This window comes from Streptomyces sp. NBC_00029 (genome assembly GCF_045160505.1).
Lineage (GTDB): Bacteria > Actinomycetota > Actinomycetes > Streptomycetales > Streptomycetaceae > Streptomyces.
The window spans coordinates 3451285-3475004 of record NZ_CP108292.1 but is presented as its reverse complement, the minus strand read 5'-3'; the positions used below and the strand labels follow the sequence as shown (position 1 = coordinate 3475004).

Below are 23720 nucleotides of genomic sequence, written 5' to 3'. Positions count from 1 at the left end.
CGACCCCATGGCCCTCGACTCCTTCTCCGCCGAGCAGCAGAAGCTCCTCGACCAGCTGCTCGACCGTCAGGGCGTGGCCCGCACGGCGACGGCCGTCGAACGGCGGCCCGACCCCTCGGCACCCGCCCCGCTGTCCTTCGCCCAGGAGCGGCTGCACTTCTTCGACCGCATGCAGCAGGGCTCCCCCCTCTACTCCATGGTCGGCCTGGTCCGGCTGCGCGGAGCCGTGGACGTGGCCGCCCTGGAGAGCTCGCTCGGTGAGGTCGTCGCCCGCCACGAGGTGCTGCGCACCGTCTTCCAGGAGGACGCGGACGGCTCCGTCCACCAGGTCGTGCGACCCGCCGCCACGGTCACGGTCACCCTGCCGGTGACCGAGGCGGCCGGACGCGGCGAGGAAGCGGTGCGCGAGCGGGTGCGCGCCGAGACCGCCCGCGGCTTCGACCTGTCCACCGGACCGCTGCTGCGCGGCTCGCTGATCGCCGTCGACCCTTCCGAGCACGTCCTGGTCCTGTGCATGCACCACATCGTGGTCGACGGCTGGTCGCTGGGCGTCCTCGTCGAGGAACTCGGCGCGATCTACGCCGCCACCGTGTCGGGCCGCAGCGCGGACCTTCCCGAACTGCCGGTGCAGTACGCAGACTTCGCGGTGTGGCAGCGCGAGTGGCTGTCGGGCGAGCGGCTGGAGAAGCAGCTCGCGTACTGGAGCGGGCAGCTGGACGGGGCCACCGCCCCGGAGGTCCCCGGTGACCGGCCGCGGCCCGCCGTGGACTCCTTCGCGGGCGACTCCGTACGGATCGAGGTCCCGGCGCCGGTCGTGGCCGGCCTGACCCGGCTGGTCGAGGAGGAGTCGGCGACCCTGTTCATGGGCCTGCTCGGCGCCTTCTCCTCGGTGCTGGGCCGCTGGTCGGGGCAGAGCGACGTGGTCGTGGGCACGGCCGTCGCGGGCCGTACGCGTACGGAACTGGAGCCGCTGGTCGGGTTCTTCGTGAACACGCTGGCCCTGCGGGTGGACGTCGGTGGCGGTGCCTCCTTCCGCGAGGTGCTGCGCCGCTCCCGGCAGAGCGCCCAGGACGGCTTCGCGCACCAGGACGTGCCCTTCGAGCGGATCGTCCAGGAACTCAGCCCCGACCGGCACAGCTCGGGCCGGATCCCCTTCGTCAACCACATGCTCGTCCTGCACAACACCCCCTACCCCGAGGTGCGGCTGCCCGGCGTCACCTTCGAGGTGGTTCCGCTGCACACCGGCACCGCCAAGTTCGACCTGGAGCTGGAGCTCACGGTGACCGCCGAGGGCACTCTGTCCGGCGCTCTGGAGTTTTCGTCGGAGTTGTACGACCGGGCGACGGCGGTGCGTCTGGTCGAGGGTGTGGTGGCGTTGCTGGAGTCGGCTGTGGTGGCTCCGGATGTGCCGGTGGAGAGTCTGGATGTGGTGGGTTCGGGTCAGCGTGAGGTGCTGGCCGGTTTCAGTGGTGTGGGTGTGGAGCCGTATGCGCCCGCGTTGCTGCATGAGTTGATCGAGGGCCGGGTGGATGTGTCGCCCGGTGAGGTTGCGGTGTCGGGTGATGGTGTCGGTGGGGCGGGTGCCTGGTCGTACACGTATGCGGAGCTGGATGAGCGGGCGAATCGTCTGGCGTGGTGGCTGCGTGGGCGTGGGGTGGGTGCCGAGTCTTTGGTGGGTGTGTGCCTGGAGCGTGGGCCGGATCTGGTGCCGGCGCTGTTGGGTGTGCTGAAGGCGGGGGCGGCGTATCTGCCGCTGGATCCGTCGTATCCGGCGGAGCGGGTGCGTTATCTGGTGGAGGACGGTCGTCCGGTCGTGGTGCTGACCTCGGCGGGTGCGGATGCCGTGCTGGCCGGGGCGGAGGATGTGGAGGTGGTGCGGGTCGAGGACCTCACCGAGGACCTCGCCGGGCTTCCCGCGACCCGTCCCGCGGTCCCCCTCCACCCGCAGAACCCGGCCTACGTGCTCTACACCTCGGGCTCCACCGGCCGCCCCAAGGGCGCCGCCAACTCCCACCACGCCATCACCAACCGGCTGCTGTGGATGCAGGACCGCTACCGCCTCGACCACACCGACCGGGTCCTGCACAAGACCCCCATCGGGTTCGACGTGTCCGTCTGGGAGCTCACCTGGGCCCTGCTGACCGGCGCCCGCATCGTCATGGCCGACCCGGGCGGCCAGCGCGACCCCGGCTACCTGGCCCGGGCCGCCGCCGCGGCCTCCGTCACCACCACCCACTTCGTCCCGTCCATGCTCAAGGTGTTCCTGGACACCGCCGAGGCGGCCGAGGACGCGGCGGGCGTGCGACTGCCCGAGCTGCGCCGCGTCGTGTGCAGCGGCGAGGAGCTCACCGCCGAGGTCTGCGCCACCTTCCACCGGCTGTTCCCGCACGCCGAACTGCACAACCTGTACGGGCCCACCGAGGCCTCCATCGACGTCACCGCCCACCACGTGACCAGCCCCGTACCGGCCCGCCGGGTGCCGATCGGCGCCCCGATCACCGGCGCGCGGATCCACGTCCTGGACGCGGCCATGCGGGTCCAGCCGGTGGGTGTGCCGGGTGAGCTGTGCATCGGCGGTGTCCCGCTGGCGCGTGGTTATCACCGGCGTCCGGGGCTGACGGCCGACCGGTTCGTGCCCGACCCGTTCTCCGCGGGCGGCCGGCTCTACCGCACCGGCGACCTGGTCCGCTGGCGGGCCGACGGCACCGTCGAGTACCTCGGCCGCCTCGACCACCAGATCAAGATCCGCGGCCAGCGCATCGAGCCCGTCGAGATCGAGACCGCCCTCGTCGAACACCCGACGGTGGACCAGGCCCTGGTCACCGCCGTACCCGACGCCGACGGCACCCCCCAGCTCGTCGCCTACCTCACCAAGGCGGCAGGCGCCGCCCGCAGCGTCGGCGGGGACGAGGCCCAGGTGGACCGGTGGAGCGAGGTCTTCGACCAGATCTACCAGGCCGGGGAACAGCAGACCGCCGATCCCACCTTCGACATCTCCGGCTGGATCAGCTCCTACACCGGCGAGCCGCTCGGCGCCGACGAGATGCGCTCCTGGGTCGACTCCATCGTCGGCCGGGTCCTGGCCCTGCCCCACCGGCGGGTCCTGGAGATCGGCTGCGGCACGGGTCTGCTGATGTTCCCGATCGCCGCGCACGCCGAGTACTACTGCGGCATCGACGTCTCCGAGGTGGCCATCCGCGACCTGGAGGCCAAGCTGCCGCTGCTGCCCGAGGGGGCGGGCCGGGTCGAGCTGCTCCAGCGCTCCGCCGAGGACTTCGACGGGGTCGCCGACGACAGCTTCGACATCGTGCTGATCAACTCCGTGGCCCAGTACTTCCCGAACGCCGACTACCTGGCCGAGGTCCTCACCAAGGCCCTGCGCGTGGTCCGCCCCGGCGGCGCCGTGATCGTCGGCGACGTACGCAACCAGGCCCTGCTGGAAACCTTCCACGCCTCCCTCGAGCGCGCCGATGCCGAAGGTCCCTCCGAGGGCCCGGAGTTCGACCGGGCCGTGGCGGACCGCGTCGCCCGCGACGCCGAACTCGTCATCGACCCCGGCTTCTTCACCGCACTGGCCGGCGACCGGCCCGAGATCGCGGGCGTCTCCCTGCTCTCGAAGCGCGGCGGCCACCGCAACGAGCTGGTCAAGTACCGCTACGACGCCGTCCTGCACCTCGCCGGGGCCGAGCCGGCCACCGACGAGGGCAAGCCGCTGGAGGAGTGGCCGGTCGCACCGGTCGCCGAACTGGTCGAACGACTGCGCGCCGAGCAGCCCGACAGCGCTCTGATCTCCGCGGTCACCGACGCCCGGCTCGCGGCCGACCTGCCCGCCGACGGCGGCCCGGACGCCACCCTCGACCCGCACGAACTGGGCGAGCGGGTGGGCGAACTGGGCTACCAGGTGGTCCCCGCCCTGCACCCCGAGCGGCCCGGCCGTCTCGACGTACTGATCACCCGGTCGGCCGCCCGCGCCCTGCGCCCCGTGCGCGAACTCGCGATGACCGCGCCCGACCGGGGCTGGGGCGTCTACTCCAACGACCCGCTCGAGGCGGTCTGGCGCAGTGCCCTGGTCCCCGAGCTCCGTGCCCACCTGCACGCCATGCTCCCCGAATCCATGATCCCGCGGCACTTCCTCGTCCTGGACGCGTGGCCGCTGAGCGCCAACGGCAAGCTGGACCGCAAGGCCCTGCCCGCCCCCAGCACCGGACGCGAGGCCGCCACCACGGTCTACGTCGCGCCGCGCACCCCGACCGAGCGGGCCATCGCCACGGTCTGGTCGGACGTGCTCGGCGTGGCCCGGGTCGGCGCCCTGGACAACTTCTTCGACCTGGGCGGCCACTCGCTGCTCGCCACCCGCGTCGCCGCCCGCATCGGCGACGCCTGCTCCACCGAGGTCCGCCTCGGCGCCTTCTTCCAGCACCCCACCGTGGCCGGGCTGGCCGTCCACATTGAGGAGGAGGCGGCCAAGCAGGTCAGCCGCACCCCGCTCCGCCGGGCCGACCGGAGCCGCCACCGCGCCCCCCGGCCCGCCGCGACCGCATCCGCGTCCGCATCCGCGTCCGCCACCCCCGCGACCGCGTCCGTTCCCGCAGGGACCCGGGCCTGAGAACCAGGCCGAGCCCGTCAGGAGATTGACCATGACACTGACTCAGGAGAGTCCGCCCGCCGAGCCGGCGGCCCCGCCCTGCCCCAGCTGCACCTGCGGTGCGACCGTATGGCTGACCGGCCTGCCCAGCTCCGGCAAGAGCACCATCGCCGGGCTCCTCGCCGAGCGGCTGCGCGCCGCCGGCCGCCGGGTGGAGATACTCGACGGGGACGAGATCCGCCGGTTCCTCTCGGCCGGCCTCGGCTACTCGCGGGAGGACCGCAACACCAACGTCCAGCGCATCGGCCTGGTCGCCGACGTGCTCTCGGCCAACGGGGTCGTCACGCTGGTCCCGGTGATCGCCCCGTACGAGGACAGCCGCGAGGCCGTCCGCAAGCGGCACGCCGACCGCGGCACCGCCTACCTGGAGATCCACGTGGCCACCCCGGTCGAGGTGTGCTCGGAGCGCGACGTGAAGGGCCTGTACGCCAAGCAGGCCGCCGGCGAGATCTCCGGACTGACCGGGGTCGACGACCCGTACGAGCAGCCGGCCCGGCCGGACCTGCGGCTGGAAACCCACCAACAGAGCAGCCAGGAATCCGCGGACGCGGTATGGGCGCTGCTGTCCGAAAGGGGACTGCTGTGACCACCGCCGTCCGGCTCGCGCCGCTGACGCACCTGGACGTCCTCGAGTCCGAGGCCGTGCACATCTTCCGTGAGGTGGCGGGGGAGTTCGAGAAGCCGGTGATCCTCTTCTCCGGCGGCAAGGACTCCATCGTCATGCTGCACCTCGCCCGCAAGGCGTTCGCCCCGGCGCCGGTGCCCTTCGTCCTCCTCCACGTGGACACCGGCCACAACTTCCCCGAGGTGCTGGACTACCGCGACCGCGCGGTGGCCCGGTGCGGACTGCGGCTGCACGTGGCCTCCGTCCAGGAGTACATCGACAACGGCCGGCTGCACGAGCGCCCGGACGGCACCCGCAACCCGCTCCAGACCGTCCCGCTGACGGAGGCGATCCAGAGCCTGAGGTTCGACGCGGTCTTCGGCGGCGGGCGGCGCGACGAGGAGAAGGCCCGCGCCAAGGAGCGCGTCTTCTCCCTGCGCGACGAGTTCTCCCAGTGGGACCCCCGCCGTCAGCGCCCCGAGCTGTGGCAGCTCTACAACGGCCGCCACGCCCCCGGCGAGCACGTGCGGGTCTTCCCGCTCTCCAACTGGACCGAGCTGGACGTCTGGCAGTACATCGCCCGCGAGGAGATCGAGCTGCCGGAGATCTACTTCGCCCACGAGCGCGAGGTGTTCCTGCGCAACGGGATGTGGCTGACGGCCGGCGAGTGGGGCGGTCCGAAGGAGGGCGAGACGCCCGAGAAGCGGCTCATCCGCTACCGCACCGTCGGCGACATGTCCTGCACCGGCGCGGTGGACTCCGACGCCACCACGCTCGACGCCGTGATCGCCGAGATCGCCGCCTCCCGGCTCACCGAGCGGGGCGCGACCCGCGCCGACGACAAGATGTCCGAGGCCGCGATGGAAGACCGCAAGCGCGAAGGGTACTTCTAATGACAATCCTGGACTCCCCGGCACCGGTACTCGAGGACGCCGCCGTCGCCATCGACACCCTGCGCCTGGCCACCGCCGGTTCCGTCGACGACGGCAAGTCCACCCTGGTGGGCCGGCTGCTGCACGACTCCAAGTCGATCCTGACCGACCAGCTGGAGGCCGTGGAGGCCGTCTCCGCCCAGCGCGGCCAGGACACACCCGACCTGGCGCTGCTCACCGACGGCCTGCGGGCCGAGCGGGAGCAGGGCATCACCATCGACGTGGCCTACCGCTACTTCGCCACCGCCCGGCGCCGGTTCATCCTCGCCGACACCCCCGGGCACGTGCAGTACACCCGCAACATGGTCACCGGAGCCTCCACGGCCGAGCTCGCGATCATCCTGGTCGACGCCCGCAACGGGGTGGTGGAGCAGACCCGCCGGCACGCGGCCGTCGCGGCCCTCCTGCGCGTCCCGCAGGTGGTCCTGGCCGTCAACAAGATGGACCTGGTGGGTTACGACGAGGCCGCCTACGCCGCCATCGCCGACGAGTTCGCCACGTACGCGGCCTCCCTCGGCATCCCGGCGGTCACCCCCGTCCCGATCTCCGCCCTGAACGGCGACAACGTGGTGGACCCGTCCGCCAACATGGACTGGTACGTGGGCCCGACGGTGCTGGAACACCTGGAGACCGTCCCGGTCGGCCGGGACGCCGCCGAGGCGCCCGCCCGCTTCCCGGTGCAGTACGTGATCCGTCCGCAGACCGCCGAGCACCCCGACTACCGCGGCTACGCCGGCCAGTTGGCGGCGGGCACGCTCAGCGTGGGCGAGCAGGTCACCATCCTGCCGTCCGGGCTGACCAGCACCATCCGCGGCATCGACGTCCTGGGGGAGCGCGCCGACGCCGCACGCGCCCCGCAGTCGGTGACGCTGTTGCTGGAGGACGACGTCGACATCTCCCGGGGCGACCTGATCGCCCCCTCCGCGAGCGCCCCGGACACCACCCGGGACGTGGAGGCCACCGTCTGCCACGTGGCGGACCGGCCCCTGACCGTCGGCGCCCGCGTCCTGCTCAAGCACACCACCCGCACGGTGCAGGCCGTCGTACGGGACATCGAGTCCCGGCTGGACCTGCAGGACCTGACCCGGCAGCCGAACCCGGGCCGGCTCGTGGCCAACGACATCGGCCGGGTCCTGCTGCGCACGGCCGAGCCCCTGGCCCTGGACCCGTACGGCGCCTCGCGCCTGACGGGCTCGTTCCTGCTGATCGAGCCCTCGGACGGCACCACCCTCGCCGCCGGCATGGCGGGCCCGGGCCTCGGCACCGAGGGCTGACCCGCACCCGCACGAACGGCCCGCCGCACCCCCGGCGGGCCGTCGTCGCGCCCGGGCGCGTCCGTTGCCCCCGTACGCCCGCGTCCCCGTACGCACGAAAGCCCTCCCCGGGGGGAGGGCTTGAGGTGGGACGTGAAGAGTGCCCCCGGCAGGACTCGAACCTGCGGCCAAGTGCTTAGAAGGCACCTGCTCTATCCACTGAGCTACGGGGGCCGGAAGGTGGCCTTGGTGGGCCTGGAGCCCCCGGTGGGGGTGGGGCTGAGGTCCGTGCCGGGTCAAGGATAGGGCTCCGGTTGCCTTGTCCCGGTTGCTTCACTCGCGGGCCACGATGTGGAGGTTCGGTGAAGCGGTCCCGATAATCGCAGGCAGGTGCGATTCTCGCATCGCTTTTGCGCCGCGTCGCCCCTGGTGTTGTGCACTCGTTATGCCTGCGCCCCACTCGTCCGTCGTGCCCAGAATGTCCCACTGGAGTCGCGGTCGGCGCGCAGAGGACGTATAAGCTTCAAAAATGGTCCCAAATTGGGCATTCTTCGCATGTGGTGACCTTGGATGTTCGGCCTCAGCTGCTCGATGCCCTGTCCGCCCTGCGCGACCGGGTCGCGTCCGTGCGTCTGCCGCTGCCCCTGCCCGGCGCTCCGCGCGCCCGCCAGACCAGAGCCGAGCTGCTCGCGCAGCTCGACGACTACCTCGTACCCCGGCTGAAGGCGCCCGAGGCGCCGATGCTCGCCGTCGTCGGCGGGTCCACCGGGGCCGGTAAGTCCACCCTCGTCAACTCCCTCGTCGGCCGGCAGGTCAGCGAAGCCGGGGTGCTGCGACCGACCACGCGCACACCGGTGCTCGTCTGCCATCCGGATGACCACCACTGGTTCGCCGGAATGCGCGTACTCCCCGACCTGATGCGGGTCTGGGTGCCGCACGAGGAGGAGGAGACGCCCCCCGCCGCCAAGTCCCGGGCCCGCGACCGGGGGTCCGCGGGCACCCACGCGACCCGCGAGATGCGGATCGAAACCGTCTCCAGCCTGCCCCGCGGGCTGGCCATCCTCGACGCCCCCGACATCGACTCCCTCGTCGTCGAGAACCGCACCCTCGCCGCCGAACTCATCTGCGCCGCCGACGTCTGGGTGATGGTCACCACCGCATCGCGGTACGCCGACGCCGTCCCCTGGCACCTGCTGCGCACCGCCAAGCAGTACAGGGCCACCCTCATCACCGTCCTCGACCGGGTCCCGCACCAGGTGCTCGCCGAGGTCTCACGGCAGTACGGGGCCCTGCTCACCAAGGCCGGGCTGGGCGACGTACCGCGCTTCACCGTGCCCGAACTGCCCGAGTCCGCGGGCGGGGGCGGGCTGCTTCCGGCCAGTGCCGTCGCCCCGCTCTTCGCCTGGCTCGCCCACCACGCGCAGGACCCGGCCGCCCGGCAGTACGCCGTCGGGCGCACCGCGCTCGGCGCGCTGGACTCCCTCGGGCGCCGGATGCCGGAGCTCGCCTCCGCCGTCGCCGCCCAGCACGCCGCCGCCGTACGGCTGACCTCGGCCGTCGAGGACGCGTACAAACGGGAGGGCAAGCGGGTCCGGGGCCGCCTCGACCACGGCGCCGTACTGGCCGGGGACGCACTGACCCGGTGGCGCGGCTACCCCCTCGACACGACCGCCGAAGAACTGCTGGACTCGCTCGCCGAATCCCTCGCCGCGCTCCTCCAGTGCGCCGTCGCCGCCGCCGACGAGCGGATCGCCGAAGCCTGGCGCCGCGAGCCGGCCGCCGGCGCCGTCCCGCTGCCCGCACCCGACCGGGAGGCCGGCGAACGCATCGGCATGGCCGTACGCCGGTGGCGGCGGGTCCTGGAGGAGCTCGCCGAGGAGGAGGTGGCCAAGCTCGACAAGCAGCCGGCACCCGACGCCGGCGGCGTCGCCGCCCTGCTCGCCGCCGCCCTCCTCGGCGGCAAGCGGGCCCGGCCCGCGGGGGAGAAGCTCGCCGAACGGATCGGCGCACAGGCCGCCCTGCGACTGCGCGACCGGGGCGGGGAACTGGTCGGCGACCACCTCGACCAGGTGCTGCGCGCCGAACGCAACCGCCGGCTCGCCCCGCTGGAGGCGCTCGAAGTGACCCCCGAACCACAGGCCGAGCTGATCGCCGCGCTGTCCGTACTGCAGAAGGAGAGGTGACGCGGTGACCGCCCTGACCGACCGCACCGACGACCGCTGGGACGACGGCTTCATCGCGCGCTCGCGCCCCCGGGCCGTCACCGGGAACGAGGAGGCGGACGGCGACGAGGGCGACGAGGCGCTCGTACGGGCCGTCTCCGGCGAGGGCAGCGACGGCGGCAAGTCGGCCACGCCGCCGCTCAGCCCGGAGGGGCAGGCCCTGCGGCTGCGCCTCGACGCGCTGCGCCAGCTGGTCGGGCTGTCCCGGACCAGGCTCGACGGCAAGACCCTCGCCGAGGCCGGGCGGGTGCTGGACGAGGCGGCCGCGCGCCGCGGGCTCTCGCCCCAGCACACGGTCGTCGCGATCGCCGGAGCCACCGGAAGCGGCAAGTCCACTCTCTTCAATTCACTCGCGGGGGTGCAGATCTCGGAGATGGGCCTGCGCCGCCCGACCACCGCCGCACCCATCGCGTGCAGCTGGTCGGACGGAGCCGCCGGCCTGCTGGACCGGCTGGAGATCCCCGGACGCCTGCGACGCCGGCCCCGCGAGACCTCGGAGGCGGAGGCCTTGCGCGGGATGGTCCTCGTCGACCTGCCCGACCTGGACTCGGCGGTCGGCGCGCACCGGGACCACGTGGACCGCGTCCTGGCGCTGGTCGACGCCGTGGTGTGGGTGGTGGACCCGGAGAAGTACGCGGACGCCGTGCTGCACGAGCGTTACCTGCGGCCGCTCGCCGGGCACGCGGAGGTGACCTTCGTCGTCCTGAACCAGGTGGACCGGCTGCCCGGGGAGGCCGCCGACCTCGTACTGGACGACCTGCGCCGGCTCCTCGACGACGACGGCATCGCCCTCGGCGAGCACGGCGAGCCCGGCGCGACCGTCCTCGGGCTGTCCGCACTGACCGGGGAGGGCGTCGGGGAACTGCGCGAGCTCCTCGGACAGTTCACCCAGGAGAAGGGCGCCGCCACCCGGCGGATCTCCGCCGACGTCGACCGCGCGGCCGCGCGCCTGCGGCCGCTGTACGTGGCCGACGGACACGCCGGGCCGGAGATCGGGGAGGCGGCGCGCGCCGAGTTCGAGGACCGGCTCGCCGAGGCGGTCGGGGCGTACGCGGCCGGGCTCGCCGCCGAGCGCGCATGGCGGCGCAACGCCGGAAAGGCGTGCGGGACACCGTGGCTGCGGCTGTGGCGCTGGTACGAGAGCCGCCGCGCGCCGCGCACCCTGGCGGGGCTGGCGGCCCTGGCGGCGATCGGCGGCCGCGGCCCGGCGGTCGCCGAGGCCCCGGTGGAGGAGGAGGTGACCGCACGGCAGCGGGTGGAACAGGCCGTCCGGGCCGTCGCCGACGAGGCGGTCACCGGGCTGCCCGAGCCGTGGGCGCAGGCGGTACGGGAGACCGCGGTGCGCGGCGCCGACCGGCTCCCGGAGGCGCTCGACGACATCGCGGTGACGCTCGGGGCGGCGGTCGCGGTGCCGAGCGTCAAGCCGCCGCGGCCCACGTGGTGGCCGGCGGCGGTGCTGGCGCAGGCCGCCATGACCCTGCTGCAGATCTTCGGCGGGCTGTGGCTGGTCGGGCAGATCGTCGGGGTCCTGGAACCGAGGCTGCTGCCGCCGGTGCTGCTGATGGTGGCGGGCATCATCGGCGGACCGCTCGTGGAATGGTCCTGCTCGATCGCGGCCCGCGGCCCGGCGCGGCGGTACGGGCAGGACGCGGAGCGCAGGCTGCGGCAGGCGGCGGCCGGGTGCGGGCGGGCCCGGGTGCTGGAACCGGTCGCGGCGGAGCTGCTGCGCTACCGGGAGGTGCGGGAGCAGTACGCCACCGTCGCCGCAGGGGGGAGCAAGTTGTCCACAACCCGCCAGTAATCCACAGGCCGGAGCGGGGATCGGCGGCCCGGCCCAGCATGGTTCGTAGCGCGTACGGATGGTCCGTACGCGCGGTCGTACGGGGGTTCGTACGGCCGGAACCACGGGGGAGGGCGGCCGGGATGTATGACACCCAGGTGACGCTGGTGGGCTGCGTGGCGACGCAGATCGACTACAAGGAAACGGTGAACGGCCCGGCGGCGCGGTTCCGCTTCGCGGTGACGCCGCGGTACTTCGACCGGCGCAAGGACACCTGGACCGACGGGACCACCAGCTTCTACACGGTGTGGGCGCGGCGGACCCTCGCCGTGAACCTGGCCGGTTCCGTATCGGTCGGCGAGCCGCTGGTGGTACACGGGCGGCTGCGCGTCCGGGAGGACCCGCCCGACGGCGAGGGCAACCGGTGGTTCTCCGCGGAGATCGACGCGACGGCCATCGGCCACGACCTGAACCGCGGCACCGCGGCCTTCCGCCGGGTGGTCCGTACGGACACGCCACTGATGACCACTCAGAAGGCGGCGGTGGTCTGAGTGTTCGAGGCGGATAGGATTCCCCGGTACTCACGGGCACCTGGGTCTTTGGCCCGAAGGGGAAGACTGTGTCGATTGCCGTTCCCGCATCCTCCGCTCCTGATCCCACTCGCGCGCCTGCGCCACCTGCTGCGTCCGCTCCTGCGTCTGCGTCTCCATCTGCGTCTGCGGCCGCATCTGCTCCTGGTCCTGCTCCTGCTCCTGCTCCGGCTCGCCTCGAGCCACCCGCCGCGGTACGGGGCTCCGCGCGCCGGCCGCTGGCGGTGGCCCTGCTGGCCGCGGCCCTCACCGCCGCGCCCGCGGCCCGCGCGGCCGCCGACTCCGGCCCGGCGGCGCCCAGGTCACCGGAGGGCGCGCGCGCCGTGCTGGACGGGCTGAAGACGTACGGGCAGGCGGTCCTGCGCGGCGCGGACGGATCAGTCCGGCAGATCCCGGCCGGGCTCTACGAGATGCGCGTCGACGGCGGCGGGATGCTCCAGACGTACGGGGTCGGCGTCACGGGCAACGCCCAGCCCCAGGCCCGGTACACCGAGAGCGGCTGGAGCGGAAGCCCGCTCGCCGGGCACCGGGAGGCGGGCCGGATCCGCTGGGTCCTGGAGCACTCCTACCCGCAGCTGAACGATCTGGCCGGACTCGCCAGGGCGGCCGGGGCCGGCGCCCTCACCGCGCAGAGCGCGGCGGCCGGGACCCAGGTGGCGATCTGGCGGCTGGCGGACGGCGTGCAGGTCGAGGCCGCGGACCCGGCGGCCGAGAAGCTGGCCGACTACCTGCAGCGGGCGGCGGGGCAGCTGCCGGAGCCGCCGGCCTCGCTCCGGCTGGACCCGGGCGAGGTGTCGGGGGCGGTCGGCACCCGGCTCGGCCCGGTGACCGTGCGGACCGGGGCGCGCAGCGTGTCGGTCATCCCGGACGCGGCGGCCGTCGCGATGGGGGTGCGGGTGGTGGACGCCGAGGGGCAGCCCCTGACCACCGCCGTCAACGGGAGCCGGCTGTACTTCGAGGTGCCCGCGGGCACCCCGGACGGCACGGCCTCGGTCACCGTCCAGGGCGCGACCAAGGTGCCGGTCGGGCGGGTTTTCACGGGCGAGCTGCCGGCCCACGCGCAGATCGTGGCCGGCTCCAGCGAGTCCGCGGCCGCCGCCACGGCCACCGCGCTCTGGCCGCAGCCCCCGGTGACCGCGGTGGGGACGGACCCGGGCGACACCTCGGGCACGGGTTCCGGACCGGCGGCCGAGGCGATGGGCGCGCAGTCCGCAGCCGTCCCGACGACCTCCCCGGACGAGGAGCGGCTGGCGACCAGCGGCAGCTCGGCGGCCACTCCGGTCATCGCCTCCCTGGCGGTGGGCCTGGTGGTGCTCGGCGGCCTGGTGGTGCTGCTGCTCCGCAAGCGCCCGCTGGACGAGGAGGACGGGGCGTAGGGCTGCGCGCGGCCTTCGCGGCACGGACGGGTGGGCCGGGTGGGCCGGGTGGCCGCGGGGACCGGTTCGGATCCGCGGCCCGGGGTAGGGGCAGAAGATGGCTGATCAAGAACTGACGTGGTCGGGTGTCTTCGCGCGATGGGACCGCCGGCTTTTCGACGCGGTGGCCCGGCGGCACTGGCCCGGGGCCGACCGGGTGCTGCCGCGGCTCGGGCGGGCCGCGAACCACGGGGTGCTGTGGGGCGGGGCCGCCGCCGCGATCGCCGTCTTCGGCTCGGCCGGTGCCCGTAAGGCCGCGGTGCGCGGGGTCGCCTCGCTGGCCCTGGCCTCGGCGACCATCAACACCGTCGGCAAGTGGTCCGTACGCCGGCCGCGGCCGTTGCTGGAGGGCGTGCCCCTGACCCGGCAGCTGGCCACGCAGCCGCAGACCACCTCCTTCCCGTCGGGGCACTCGGCATCGGCCTTCGCCTTCGCCACCGGCGTGGCGCTGGCGTCCCCGGGCTGGGGGGCCGTGGTGGCACCGGTCGCCGCGTCCGTGGCGTTCTCCCGGGTCTACACCGGCGTGCACTACCCCTCCGACGTGTTCGTGGGCGCGTCACTGGGGGTGGCCGCGGGATTCGTCGTACGCCGCCTCGCCCGGGACGCGCGGGAGGCCCAGATCGTGCCGGGCGACGAGCGGCCGGCCGTCGGCGCCCCCGCGCTGCCCGACGGGGCCGGGCTCGTCGTGGTGGTCAACACCGGGTCGGGGACGGCCGCCGCCGCGGGGCTCGACGTCCTGCGCGACCGCCTCCCCGAGGCCGAGGTGATCGAGTGCGACGGCTCGGAGCTGGCCGCCGCGCTGTCCAAGGCGGCCTCGCGGGCCACCGTGCTCGGGGTCTGCGGCGGCGACGGCACGGTCAACGCGGCGGCCACCGCCGCACTGCGCGCCGGGGTACCGCTGGCGCTCTTCCCCGGTGGCACCCTCAACCACTTCGCGATGGACCTCGGCCTCGCCGGGACCGAGGCCACCTGTCACGCCGTGGCCGAGGGCGAGGCCGTCCACATCGGCGTGGGCCGCTTCTCCCCGGGGCCCGAGGGGGAGCCCGGCTACTTCCTCAACAATTTCAGCATCGGCGCGTATCCGGAGCTGCTGGGCCACCGGCTGCGCTGGGCCCCGACGATCGGCGGGGGCCCCGCCGCGCTGCTGGCGGCCTGGCGGGTGCTGCGCGCCCAGCGGCCCGTACGGCTGCGGCTGGCCGGGCGGCCCCGGAGCGTATGGCTGCTCTTCGCGGGCAACGGCACCTACCACGGCACCGGCCCCACCCCCCGCCGCCGCGACAACCTGGGCGAGGGCCTTCTGGACCTCCGCCTCGTCCACGGTGGCGGCCGTCCCGGCCCCCGGCTCCTGGCGGCCGCCTTCACCGGCCCGCTGAGCCGTTCCCCCGTCCACGTGGCCACCCGTCTGCGCAGCCTGCGCATCGCGGACATTCCCGCGGGCACCCCGCTCGCCTACGACGGCGAACACTCCGCGGCCCCCTCCGCACTGGTCCTCGACAGCCTCCCCGACGCCCTGACCGTCTACCGCCCCCGCTGACGGGCCCCGCTGACCAGCCCCCGCTGACCAGCCCCTGCTGGCCGGGCCCGCGGCGAGGCGGTTCCCTCATGCTCACCGACGACCACCGGTCGTGACCGGAGAGTGAGCCCGCGCCTCGCCCTGCCCTCCGCTCGTCCCGCCCCCTGCCGCCCGCCGACCGCCCGCTCGCGCCCCTCCGGCCGAGCCGCAGGTCACCGCGCCCCGGCCTACCCATTCGCCCGCGGGTATGGACGTACGGCAAGATGGGGTGTATCTGCCCACCATCGATCTGCCGGACGGTTTCTCTTGGCTGAGTTCATCTACACCATGCGCAAGACGCGCAAGGCGCACGGCGACAAGGTGATTCTTGATGACGTCTCCTTGAACTTCCTGCCCGGCGCGAAGATCGGTGTGGTCGGCCCCAACGGCGCCGGTAAGTCCACCGTTCTGAAGATCATGGCGGGCCTGGAGCAGCCGTCCAACGGTGACGCCTTCCTGTCGCCCGGCTACACCGTCGGCATCCTCATGCAGGAGCCCAAGCTCGACGAGTCCAAGTCCGTTCTGGAGAACGTCCAGGACGGCGCCGCCGACACCATGAAGAAGCTCAAGCGCTTCAACGAGGTCGCCGAGCTGATGGGCGTCGAGTACACCGACGCCCTCATGGACGAGATGGGCAAGCTCCAGGAGGACCTGGACCACGCCAACGCGTGGGACCTGGACGCCCAGCTGGAGCAGGCCATGGACGCCCTGGGCTGCCCGCCCGGCGACTGGCCGGTCACCACCCTCTCCGGTGGCGAGAAGCGCCGCGTGGCGCTCTGCAAGCTGCTGATCGAGGCCCCGGACCTGCTCCTCCTCGACGAGCCCACCAACCACCTCGACGCCGAGTCGGTGAACTGGCTGGAGCAGCACCTTTCGCAGTACAAGGGCGCCGTCGTGGCCGTCACCCACGACCGCTACTTCCTGAACAACGTCGCCGAGTGGATCCTCGAGCTCGACCGCGGCCGCGCGCACCCCTACGAGGGCAACTACTCCACCTACCTGGAGAAGAAGGCCACCCGCCTCAAGGTCGAGGGCCGCAAGGACGAGAAGCGCCAGAAGCGCCTCAAGGAAGAGCTGGAGTGGGTCCGCTCCAACGCCAAGGGCCGCCAGACCAAGTCCAAGGCCCGCCTCGCCCGCTACGAGGAGATGGCCGCCGAGGCGGACAAGATGCGGAAGCTGGACTTCGAGGAGATCCAGATCCCGCCGGGCCCGCGTCTGGGCTCGATCGTGGTCGAGGTCAACAACCTCTCCAAGGCGTTCGGTGACAAGGTCCTCATCGACGACCTGTCGTTCACGCTGCCCCGCAACGGCATCGTGGGCATCATCGGCCCGAACGGCGCCGGCAAGACCACGCTCTTCAAGATGATCCAGGGCCTGGAGGCGCCGGACTCCGGCTCCGTCAAGGTCGGCGAGACCGTCAAGATCAGCTACGTCGACCAGTCCCGCGCCAACATCGACCCCAAGAAGACCCTCTGGGCGGTCGTGTCGGACGAGCTGGACTACATCAACGTGGGCCAGGTCGAGATGCCGTCCCGCGCGTACGTCAGCGCCTTCGGCTTCAAGGGTCCGGACCAGCAGAAGCCGGCCGGCGTCCTGTCCGGTGGTGAGCGCAACCGCCTCAACCTGGCGCTGACCCTCAAGGAGGGCGGCAACCTGCTGCTCCTCGACGAGCCCACCAACGACCTCGACGTCGAGACCCTCTCCTCGCTCGAGAACGCGCTGCTGGAGTTCCCCGGTGCGGCCGTGGTCATCTCCCACGACCGCTGGTTCCTCGACCGAGTCGCCACGCACATCCTGGCGTACGAGGGCGAGTCCAAGTGGTACTGGTTCGAGGGCAACTTCGAGTCGTACGAGAAGAACAAGATCGAGCGTCTTGGCCCGGACGCGGCTCGTCCGCACCGTGCCACCTACAAGAAGCTCACCCGAGGCTGAGGTCGCCGTCATGGCCAGACACCACTACCGGTGCCCCCTGCGCTGGGCGGACATGGATGCCTTCGGGCACGTCAACAACGTCGTCTTCCTCCGCTATCTGGAGGAGGCGCGGATCGACTTCATGTTCCGCCTCGCGCCGGGGGAGGGCAGTGAGTCCTTCACCGGCGGGTCCGTCGTGGCCCGCCACGAGATCGACTACAAGCTGCCCCTCGTGCACCGTCACGAGCCGGTCCTCATCGAATCCTGGGTGACCCGGATAGGCGCCGCGTCCCTGACCATCCGCTACGAGGTCAAGGACGAGGCGACCGAGGACGCGCCCGAGACGGTCTACGTGCGCGCCGAGACCGTGGTCGTGCCCTACAACCTCGCCGCGGGGCGGCCCCGCCGCATCACGGCCGAGGAGAGGCACTTCCTCGAGGAGTACCTCGACAAGCCCGCGACCGCGTCCTCGAACGGATCCCTCGCGGCATGAACGACCAGCTGCGCTTCGCCGATTCCGGGGAGGCGGCGGACCTCGCCGCCTTCCTGGGCCGGCTGGTGCACTACGACCGCGCCGCCGCCGTACGCCTCCAGGCGGGCGGCGGCGCGCTCGCCGTCTTCGGGCGGCCGCCCTCCTTCGACATCCTCGCCATCCGTACGGTGCGGCTCGCCGCACCCGTCGCGACGCCGCTCGACCTGACGGTGTCCGCCGGCGAGCTGCTGGAGTCCGTGGACGAGGCCTCGGCCGGGGCCACCGTGCCCGGTCCGGTCACCGGACCGCCCTGGGCCGGAGTGCTGCCGCCCCGCGGCGGCTGGCGTCAGGTTCCCGGGCTGCCCGGCCCCGAGGAGATGGGGCAGGCCGTGGCCGCCGCCGTCGCCGAGTTCCGGGCCCGTGACGAGGCCCTGCCCGTCCAGCACCGGACCCGGTCCGAGCGCGACCGCATCGGCCGCGAGATCTGGTCCCGCACCCTGGGCGACACCGAACTGCCGCTGCGCGCCGTGCACGCCGCGCAGTCCCTGGGCTTCCTGCGGCCGGTACGGGCGGCCGTGCCCGACCGGGCCTCCCTGCCCGGCGCCCCCGCCGCCGCCCCCGTGGCGCTGCTCGCCGCCGGCACCTGGCTGCGGCTGCGCACCCCGTACGGTTCCGTCGCCATGCGACGCCCCGGTGTCACCGGCGGTCTGGGCGCCCTCCAGGTCCGGCCGGTCTGACCTGCGTGACGTCCGCTAGCCCGCTGTATTGATCATCGAGGCGGCGGCGTAGGTCAGGTACTTCCACAGCTGCGCCTCGTGCTCCGGCGCCAGGCCCAGCTCGTCCAGCGCGACCCGCATGTGGCTCAGCCACGCGTCGTGCGCGGCCGCGTCCACCTGGAACGGCGCGTGCCGCATGCGCAGCCGGGGGTGGCCCCGGTGCTGGCTGTAGGTCGTCGGACCGCCCCAGTACTGCATCAGGAACAGCGCGAAGCGCTCCTCGGCGGGACCCAGGTCCTCCTCCGGGTACATCGGGCGCAGCAGCGGGTCCTCCGCGACCCCCTGGTAGAAGCGCCGGACGAGACGGCGGAAGGTGTCCTCGCCGCCCACCTGCTCGTAGAAGGACTGCTCCTGAACCGTGCCCCGCGGAATCTCATTCACCCGACCATCGTCTCAGACGCCCGGATGCAGGACCGAGGTCCTAGGACCGCCCCGAAACCGCTTCGGAACCGCTCCGGAAAGGCCCCGGAACGGCCCCGGAAAGGCCTTGGGGCCGCCCCGGAAGCCCTCGCGCTCGCACGCCGCGCCCGCGCGCAGGACAGTGGAGGCATGGCCGCACACACCGCACACGCCGAGACCCGGGACCTGCGGGAGACCGCGCACGCCGCCCAGGTGCGGGAGCTGACCGCCGCCGGGGTGCTGGAGGACCCGCGCTGGCGGGCCGCCTTCGCCGCCGTGCCCCGGCACGTGTTCGTCCCGTACTTCTGGACCGGCCGCGGCGCCGGTCACGAGCGGCTCTGGGCCGAGGACGCCGACCCCGAACGCCGGGCGCGCTGGCTGCGCGGGGTCTACGTCGACACCCCGCTGGCGACCCGGCTGCGCGACGGCCGGCTGGTCTCCTCCAGCAGCCAGCCCTCCCTCATGGCGAAGATGCTGGCCGCCCTGGACGTGCGCGACGGCGACGACGTCCTGGAGATCGGCGCGGGCACCGGCTACAACGCGGCCCTGCTCTGCCACCGGCTCGGCGAGGAGCACGTCACCACCGTCGACCTGGACGAGGAGATCACCGAGTCCGCGCGGGCGCACCTGGCCGAGCTCGGCCTCCACCCGGTGGTGGTCACCGGGGACGGGGCCCGCGGCTGCCCCGCCCGGGCCCCGTTCGACCGGATCATGGTGACCTGCACGCTGCCGCTGGTCCCGTACGCCTGGCTCGGCCAGTGCCGGCCGGGGGCCCGGATCCTGGCCCCGCTGTCGACCGGGCTGATCGCGCTGACCGTGCGGGACCCGGGCTTCGCCGAGGGCAACTTCCTGCACACCCCGGCCTACTTCGTCCCGCTGCGCGGTGCCACGGCGGCACCGCCGCCCGATCCGGCCGGTGCGGAGTACGGCCTCCCGTACGAGCTGGTGGAGAACGAGCGCTTCCAGTTCATGCTCGTACTGACCGCGGGCGTCCTGCACCCCCGCGAGGCCCTGGACCTCTGGCGCCGCGAGGGCCGCCCGGCCCGCGAACGCTTCGGCGTCTCGGTCAGCGCGTCCGGCCAGTGGTCCTGGCTGGACGATCCCCAGGGGCCGTACGTATGGCCCCTGGGGCAGGGCTGAACCGAATCAGCCGGTCAGCCGCGGCGGATGGTGATCGTGGTCCAGGCGCCCACGTGGACGCGGTCGCCGTCGGAGAGGGGGACCGGGACGTAGGGCTGGATCGGTTCCTCGCCGCCGTTGATCGTGGTGCCGTTGGTGGAGTTCTGGTCCACCACCGCCCAGCTGAGGTCGGGCTGCTGGACGAGCACCGCGTGCTGGTGGGAGACGCCCGGGTCCTCCGGGGGCACCGACAGGTCGATGTCCGGGGACTCGCCCGTGGAGGCGCGGCGGCGGCCGATGGTGATCTGGCCGCCGGACAGCGGGAGGTGCTGCTCCGGGGAGTACGCGGGCAGGTTGAGCCCGGCGGCCTCGGGACCGCTGCGCTGCATCATCGCCATGAAGTACGAGCGGTCCGGGCCGATCGTCGCGTTCCAGGCACCGCCGCCCTGGGGCGGGAAGGGCTGGTGCTGCTGCGGCGGGGGCTGCTGCTGGTACTGCTGCTGGGGCGGCGGTCCCTGCTGCTGGTACTCCTGCTGGTACTCCCGCTGCTGGGGCGGCGGCGGGGGCTGCTGCTGGTACTGGGGCTGCGGGGCCTGCTGGTACTCCAGCGGCGACTCGTGCGCCGGCGGCGGCAGCAGCCAGTCGTCCTCGCGCTGGAGCGGCTCGGCCGGGCGGTTGACCCGGGACGGCCGTGAGCCCTGGTACTCGAAGTGGTCCTGGGAGTAGCTCCCGGGAGCGGGAGCGGGTACGGGCGGCGGGGGCGTTCCGCGGCCGCCGCCACCGATGCCGCCGACGCCCGTCGCCTGGGGCCCCGGGTCCGGGGCCTGCGGGGGCGGCGTGTACGAAGTCGCCGAACGCGTGAGGTAGTTGTAGCGGCACTCCTCGCAGAACGGAGCCATCGCCTCGCGAGGGGTCCGGCACTGCGGGCAGAGCTCGGCCTGGGCGGTCGGTTCACCGGCGGTCGGGGGGAAGCCGTAGCCGTAGGAGGGCACCGGGGGCGGGCCCTCCGAGGCAGCCATGCGATGGCCGCAGACCTCGCACCAGTCGTCGGACGCGGACTGGTGCCCGTTCGGGCAGGTCGGCATGGCGGCGCTTCCCCCTTCTTCTCCCTGCGTCATCACGTCAGGTCTCAGGTCTTCTTCACTCGGACGGTCTGCGTCGAACGCGTGTCGAGGGTCATCTCGTCGGCGTCGGCAACCTTCGCTTTCAGCCGCACAGTACCCGCCACCGCGTCCACCACATCCACCACCTTCGACAGAAGTCGTGCTGTGTCGGCGTTCCCGGAGGAACTCGCCAGTTGTACCGCACGCCCCAGCTTGGCCGTGGCACCACCCACATCGCCCATTTTGCGGGCTTCCAGGCCCTGCTGGATAGCCTCCGCGAGCTCCGCCTGCCCGGTGTAGTGGGCGACCTGCGCGTTGATGGCGGTGGAAGCGGCCAGATCGTTCGTCCACACCGCGCGCACCAGGCCCTGGGCCAGCACGGTCGCCGGCTGGCCCGCCGCTCCCGGCAGGACCAGCGTGGTGCGGGCGGCGAGCATCTCCTGGCCCACGATGGCCGTCGGGACGCGGACGCACACGTGGTACTCGCGGGACTCGTCGCCCCACGACCCGGTCGGGTAGTCGCCGGCGCGCGGGCCGGAGTCGGTGCGGCGGCCGGTCAGGTCCTGGAGGGCGGGCGCCACCTGCTTGACGTACTGGATCTCCACGCCGACCGGGGTCCACAGGCGCAGCGCGACGTCCGCGACCTCCTTGCCCATGACGTTCTCCATCATGCGCGTGAAGTCCTCCGCCAAGTGGGCCGGGTCGGCCACGATGTCGGCGGAGCCGAGCAGCGCGTTCGCGATCCCGGTGACCTCCTTGACGTCCCAGTCGGTGCCCACCCCACGGGCGTCGCAGGTGAAGCGGCCCGCGCAGGCGTCCAGGGTGGCGCGGAGCACGGCCGGCTCCTCGTGCTCGTTGCGGCCGTCGGTGAGCAGGATGCCGTGCCGGATGGCGGCGGTGGAGCCGCGCAGCAGGCCGTCGGCGAGGCGCAGCCAGGTACCGATGGCGGTGCCGCCGCCGGCGGTCAGGCCGCGCAGGGCCTCCTTGGCCTGGGCCCGGGTGGTCGCGTCCGCCACCGCGAGGCGGCCCTGGCCCGGGTAGACCTCCTTGGCCACGTGCGTACCGGCGATCACGGCGAAGGCGGTGCCGTCGCGCAGGGTGTCGACGGCTGCCGCCGTGGCCTCGCGGGCGCCTCGCATCTTCTCCGCCGGGTACTCCATGGACCCCGAGCAGTCGACCATGAGCACCACGGCCGCCGTGCCGTCGGCGACCGCCGTGCGGGTGGCGCTGGCACCGCCGGTGGCGGTGACCGTGACGATGGCGTGGACGTCCCGTCCGCCCTCGGGAAGGAACTCGTTCTGGTACACCTCCACGCTGAAGCGCGGGGCACTCGGCTTGGCGAAATTCGCCATCGGTTGGACTCCTAGGGGGCTCGGGCAGGCGGGTCAGACCTGCGGGCGCGCTTCCACTACCTATTCCGGTCCTGCCGCCGGTCCCGGCTCCGCATCCGGTCCCGGTTCCTGCTCGGGGTGCGTGGCGAACGGCACGATCGCCACGGTGACGTTGTCGTGGCCGCCGCCGTCGAGGGCGTGGCCCACCAGTACCTGCGCGCTGTGCAGCGGGCGGGTCGCGGCGTCGGCGGGCAGCACCTGGGCCATCTCCCGCGCGGATTCCGCGTAGTTCCACAGTCCGTCGGTGCAGACCACCACCACTCCGGGGTGGTCGGGCTTGAAGGTCGCGGTGTGCGGTTCCAGGTCGTACGCGTCGGCCCCCAGCCAGCCGGTGATGGCGTGCGCGCGGACGTCCGCGTAGGCCTCGGCCTCGCCCATCAGGCCGGCGGCGACCATCTGGGCGGCCCAGGAGTCGTCCTCGGTCAGGCGGCGGGGCAGGGCGGCGCGGTCGTCGGGGACCCAGTAGGCGCGGCTGTCGCCCACCCAGCCGATGGTCAGCAGGCCGCCGCTGACGACGGCGCCGACCAGTGTGCAGGCGGGGGCGTTCTGCGCGCCCGGGGTCTCCGGGGCCAGGGCGTTCACCGCGGTGGCGGCGGCCAGGATGGCCTCGTGCATGGCCTCCTGGGGGTGGGCGCCGCGGGGGAGCGCCTCGAGCAGCGCCTCGTTGGCGGCGCCGGCCGCGGCGGCCGAGGCCTCGTCGGGCCGGCTGGCGGAGGAGACGCCGTCGCAGACGATGGCCACGGTGGCGGCGGAGCCGTCGGGCAGGGCGGTGGCCGCCACGGCGAAGGAGTCCTCGTTGCGGTGGTGGCGCAGCCCCCGGTCGCTGACGGCGGCCACGCTCCCGAGCTCTTCCTCGAGGTGGTCGCGCTCGCGGGGCTGGGCGTGCCCGCAGTGCTCGCAGTACCCGTCGGTGTCGACGTGGCCGGCCCGGCAGGCGATGCAGGTCCTCCCGCCCTCGGGTGCCGCGGCCGGGGGCTGCGGGACGCCGTACGGGTTCTCGCCCGCGGAGTGCCCGCTCACGTCGGGCGGGGTGCCGCCGCCGGGCATGTCGTACCGGGCCTGCGACGCCTCCGCGTCCCCGGCGTACGGGTGCTCCGCCGGGCCCCACGGGGTGCCCTCCGGCGGCGTGCCGGCGCCGTACGGGTTCGCGTGGCCCGAGGCGACGTACGTGGCGCCGGCCGGGCCCTGCCGCGGCTCCGGCTCCGGTTCGGGCTCCGCTTCCGCCGGGGCGGCGACGGCCCAGGCGGCCGGGTCGTCCACCAGCGTCGGCGCGGCCGAGGCGGCGCTGCCCCAGCCGGGGGCGGGCTCGGCGGCGGCGTGCGAAACGCCGGGGGCCGGGGTCCCGTAACCGCCCGCGGCGGCCGGCGCCGGTGGCGCGGCGGCCGGCGGGGCGGGCGGAGCCTGTGGCGCCGGTGGGATGGGGATCGTCGGGTTGTCCACGGACGCCGCCGGGGGAGGAGCGCTCACGGCGTAGCCGCAGACGCCGCAGAAACGGTCACCCTCCTCCAGGGGTTCCGCGCAGCTGGGGCAGCCCGACAGCCGATGCATCGACATCA

17 protein-coding genes and 1 tRNA gene are annotated in these 23720 nt (G+C 73.6%); 13 read left to right on the top strand and 5 right to left on the bottom strand.

Features of this window, described 5'->3' with window-relative positions; all coding sequences use genetic code 11:
- Positions 1 to 7 precede the first annotated feature (7 nt).
- Genes OG753_RS16445 through OG753_RS16430 form a run of 4 tightly spaced genes read left to right on the top strand, consistent with a single transcriptional unit; the run spans position 8 to position 7455 of the window.
- Positions 8 to 4606, top strand: a complete 4599-nt coding sequence (locus tag OG753_RS16445) for an amino acid adenylation domain-containing protein (RefSeq protein WP_405788933.1) — start codon at positions 8 to 10, stop codon at positions 4604 to 4606.
- Positions 4607 to 4637: 31 nt separating this feature from the next.
- The gene (gene cysC / locus OG753_RS16440; protein WP_327262525.1) at positions 4638 to 5231 is read left to right on the top strand and encodes an adenylyl-sulfate kinase; all 594 of its coding nucleotides are present in this window, start codon (positions 4638 to 4640) and stop codon (positions 5229 to 5231) included.
- Positions 5198 to 6142, top strand: coding sequence for a sulfate adenylyltransferase subunit CysD (gene cysD, locus OG753_RS16435; RefSeq protein ID WP_405788931.1), 945 nt, complete (start codon positions 5198 to 5200; stop codon positions 6140 to 6142). Before cysC ends, cysD begins: the two co-directional genes overlap by 34 nt.
- On the top strand, positions 6142 to 7455 hold the full coding sequence (locus tag OG753_RS16430) for a sulfate adenylyltransferase subunit 1 (protein WP_405788930.1): 1314 nt from the start codon (positions 6142 to 6144) through the stop codon (positions 7453 to 7455). Before cysD ends, OG753_RS16430 begins: the two co-directional genes overlap by 1 nt.
- A 140-nt stretch (positions 7456 to 7595) precedes the next feature.
- Here OG753_RS16430 and OG753_RS16425 read toward each other — a convergent pair.
- Positions 7596 to 7668: transfer RNA gene (locus OG753_RS16425), tRNA-Arg, on the bottom strand.
- Positions 7669 to 8000: 332 nt separating this feature from the next.
- On the opposite strand from OG753_RS16425, the gene OG753_RS16420 reads away from it, so the two are divergent.
- The 8 genes from OG753_RS16420 to OG753_RS16385 all read left to right on the top strand — a co-directional run bounded on the left by OG753_RS16420 (position 8001) and on the right by OG753_RS16385 (position 18113).
- Complete coding sequence (locus tag OG753_RS16420) at positions 8001 to 9617, top strand: dynamin family protein (protein ID WP_327262522.1); 1617 nt, start codon at positions 8001 to 8003, stop codon at positions 9615 to 9617.
- A gap of 4 nt (positions 9618 to 9621) precedes the next feature.
- Positions 9622 to 11457 carry a GTPase gene (locus OG753_RS16415; RefSeq protein ID WP_327262521.1) on the top strand — a complete coding sequence of 612 codons (1836 nt, stop codon included), beginning with the start codon at positions 9622 to 9624 and terminating at the stop codon, positions 11455 to 11457.
- 122 nt (positions 11458 to 11579) lie between these two features.
- The gene (locus OG753_RS16410) at positions 11580 to 11987 is read left to right on the top strand and encodes a single-stranded DNA-binding protein (protein WP_327262520.1); all 408 of its coding nucleotides are present in this window, start codon (positions 11580 to 11582) and stop codon (positions 11985 to 11987) included.
- A 263-nt stretch (positions 11988 to 12250) separates the two neighbouring features.
- Complete coding sequence (locus tag OG753_RS16405) at positions 12251 to 13402, top strand: thioester domain-containing protein (protein ID WP_405788927.1); 1152 nt, start codon at positions 12251 to 12253, stop codon at positions 13400 to 13402.
- 97 nt (positions 13403 to 13499) lie between these two features.
- Complete coding sequence (locus OG753_RS16400; protein WP_405788926.1) at positions 13500 to 14975, top strand: bifunctional phosphatase PAP2/diacylglycerol kinase family protein; 1476 nt, start codon at positions 13500 to 13502, stop codon at positions 14973 to 14975.
- 285 nt (positions 14976 to 15260) lie between these two features.
- A complete protein-coding gene (ettA, locus tag OG753_RS16395; protein WP_327262517.1) occupies positions 15261 to 16925 on the top strand; it encodes an energy-dependent translational throttle protein EttA in 1665 nt (554 codons plus the stop codon).
- 10 nt (positions 16926 to 16935) lie between these two features.
- A complete protein-coding gene (locus OG753_RS16390; protein WP_327262516.1) occupies positions 16936 to 17397 on the top strand; it encodes a thioesterase family protein in 462 nt (153 codons plus the stop codon).
- Entirely contained in the window at positions 17394 to 18113 is a 720-nt protein-coding gene (locus tag OG753_RS16385; RefSeq protein WP_327262515.1) for a hypothetical protein, read from the top strand. The genes OG753_RS16390 and OG753_RS16385 overlap by 4 nt, the downstream gene beginning before the upstream one ends.
- A 15-nt stretch (positions 18114 to 18128) precedes the next feature.
- Here OG753_RS16385 and OG753_RS16380 read toward each other — a convergent pair whose 3' ends face one another.
- Entirely contained in the window at positions 18129 to 18533 is a 405-nt protein-coding gene (locus tag OG753_RS16380) for a globin (RefSeq protein WP_327262514.1), read from the bottom strand.
- 168 nt (positions 18534 to 18701) lie between these two features.
- Here OG753_RS16380 and OG753_RS16375 point away from each other — a divergent pair, with 168 nt between their 5' ends.
- Positions 18702 to 19691 (top strand): methyltransferase domain-containing protein, encoded by a 990-nt coding sequence (locus OG753_RS16375; protein ID WP_327262513.1) that lies wholly within the window; start codon positions 18702 to 18704, stop codon positions 19689 to 19691.
- Positions 19692 to 19705: 14 nt separating this feature from the next.
- On the opposite strand, the gene OG753_RS16370 is transcribed toward OG753_RS16375, so the two are convergent.
- Genes OG753_RS16370 through OG753_RS16360 form a run of 3 tightly spaced genes read right to left on the bottom strand, consistent with a single transcriptional unit; the run spans position 19706 to position 23718 of the window.
- On the bottom strand, positions 19706 to 20755 hold the full coding sequence (locus tag OG753_RS16370) for an FHA domain-containing protein (RefSeq protein ID WP_405788924.1): 1050 nt from the start codon (positions 20753 to 20755) through the stop codon (positions 19706 to 19708).
- Between the two features lie 44 nt (positions 20756 to 20799).
- Complete coding sequence (locus OG753_RS16365) at positions 20800 to 22125, bottom strand: VWA domain-containing protein (protein ID WP_405788923.1); 1326 nt, start codon at positions 22123 to 22125, stop codon at positions 20800 to 20802.
- Positions 22126 to 22185: 60 nt separating this feature from the next.
- Positions 22186 to 23718 carry a protein phosphatase 2C domain-containing protein gene (locus OG753_RS16360; RefSeq protein WP_405788922.1) on the bottom strand — a complete coding sequence of 511 codons (1533 nt, stop codon included), beginning with the start codon at positions 23716 to 23718 and terminating at the stop codon, positions 22186 to 22188.
- Positions 23719 to 23720: the final 2 nt, after the last annotated feature.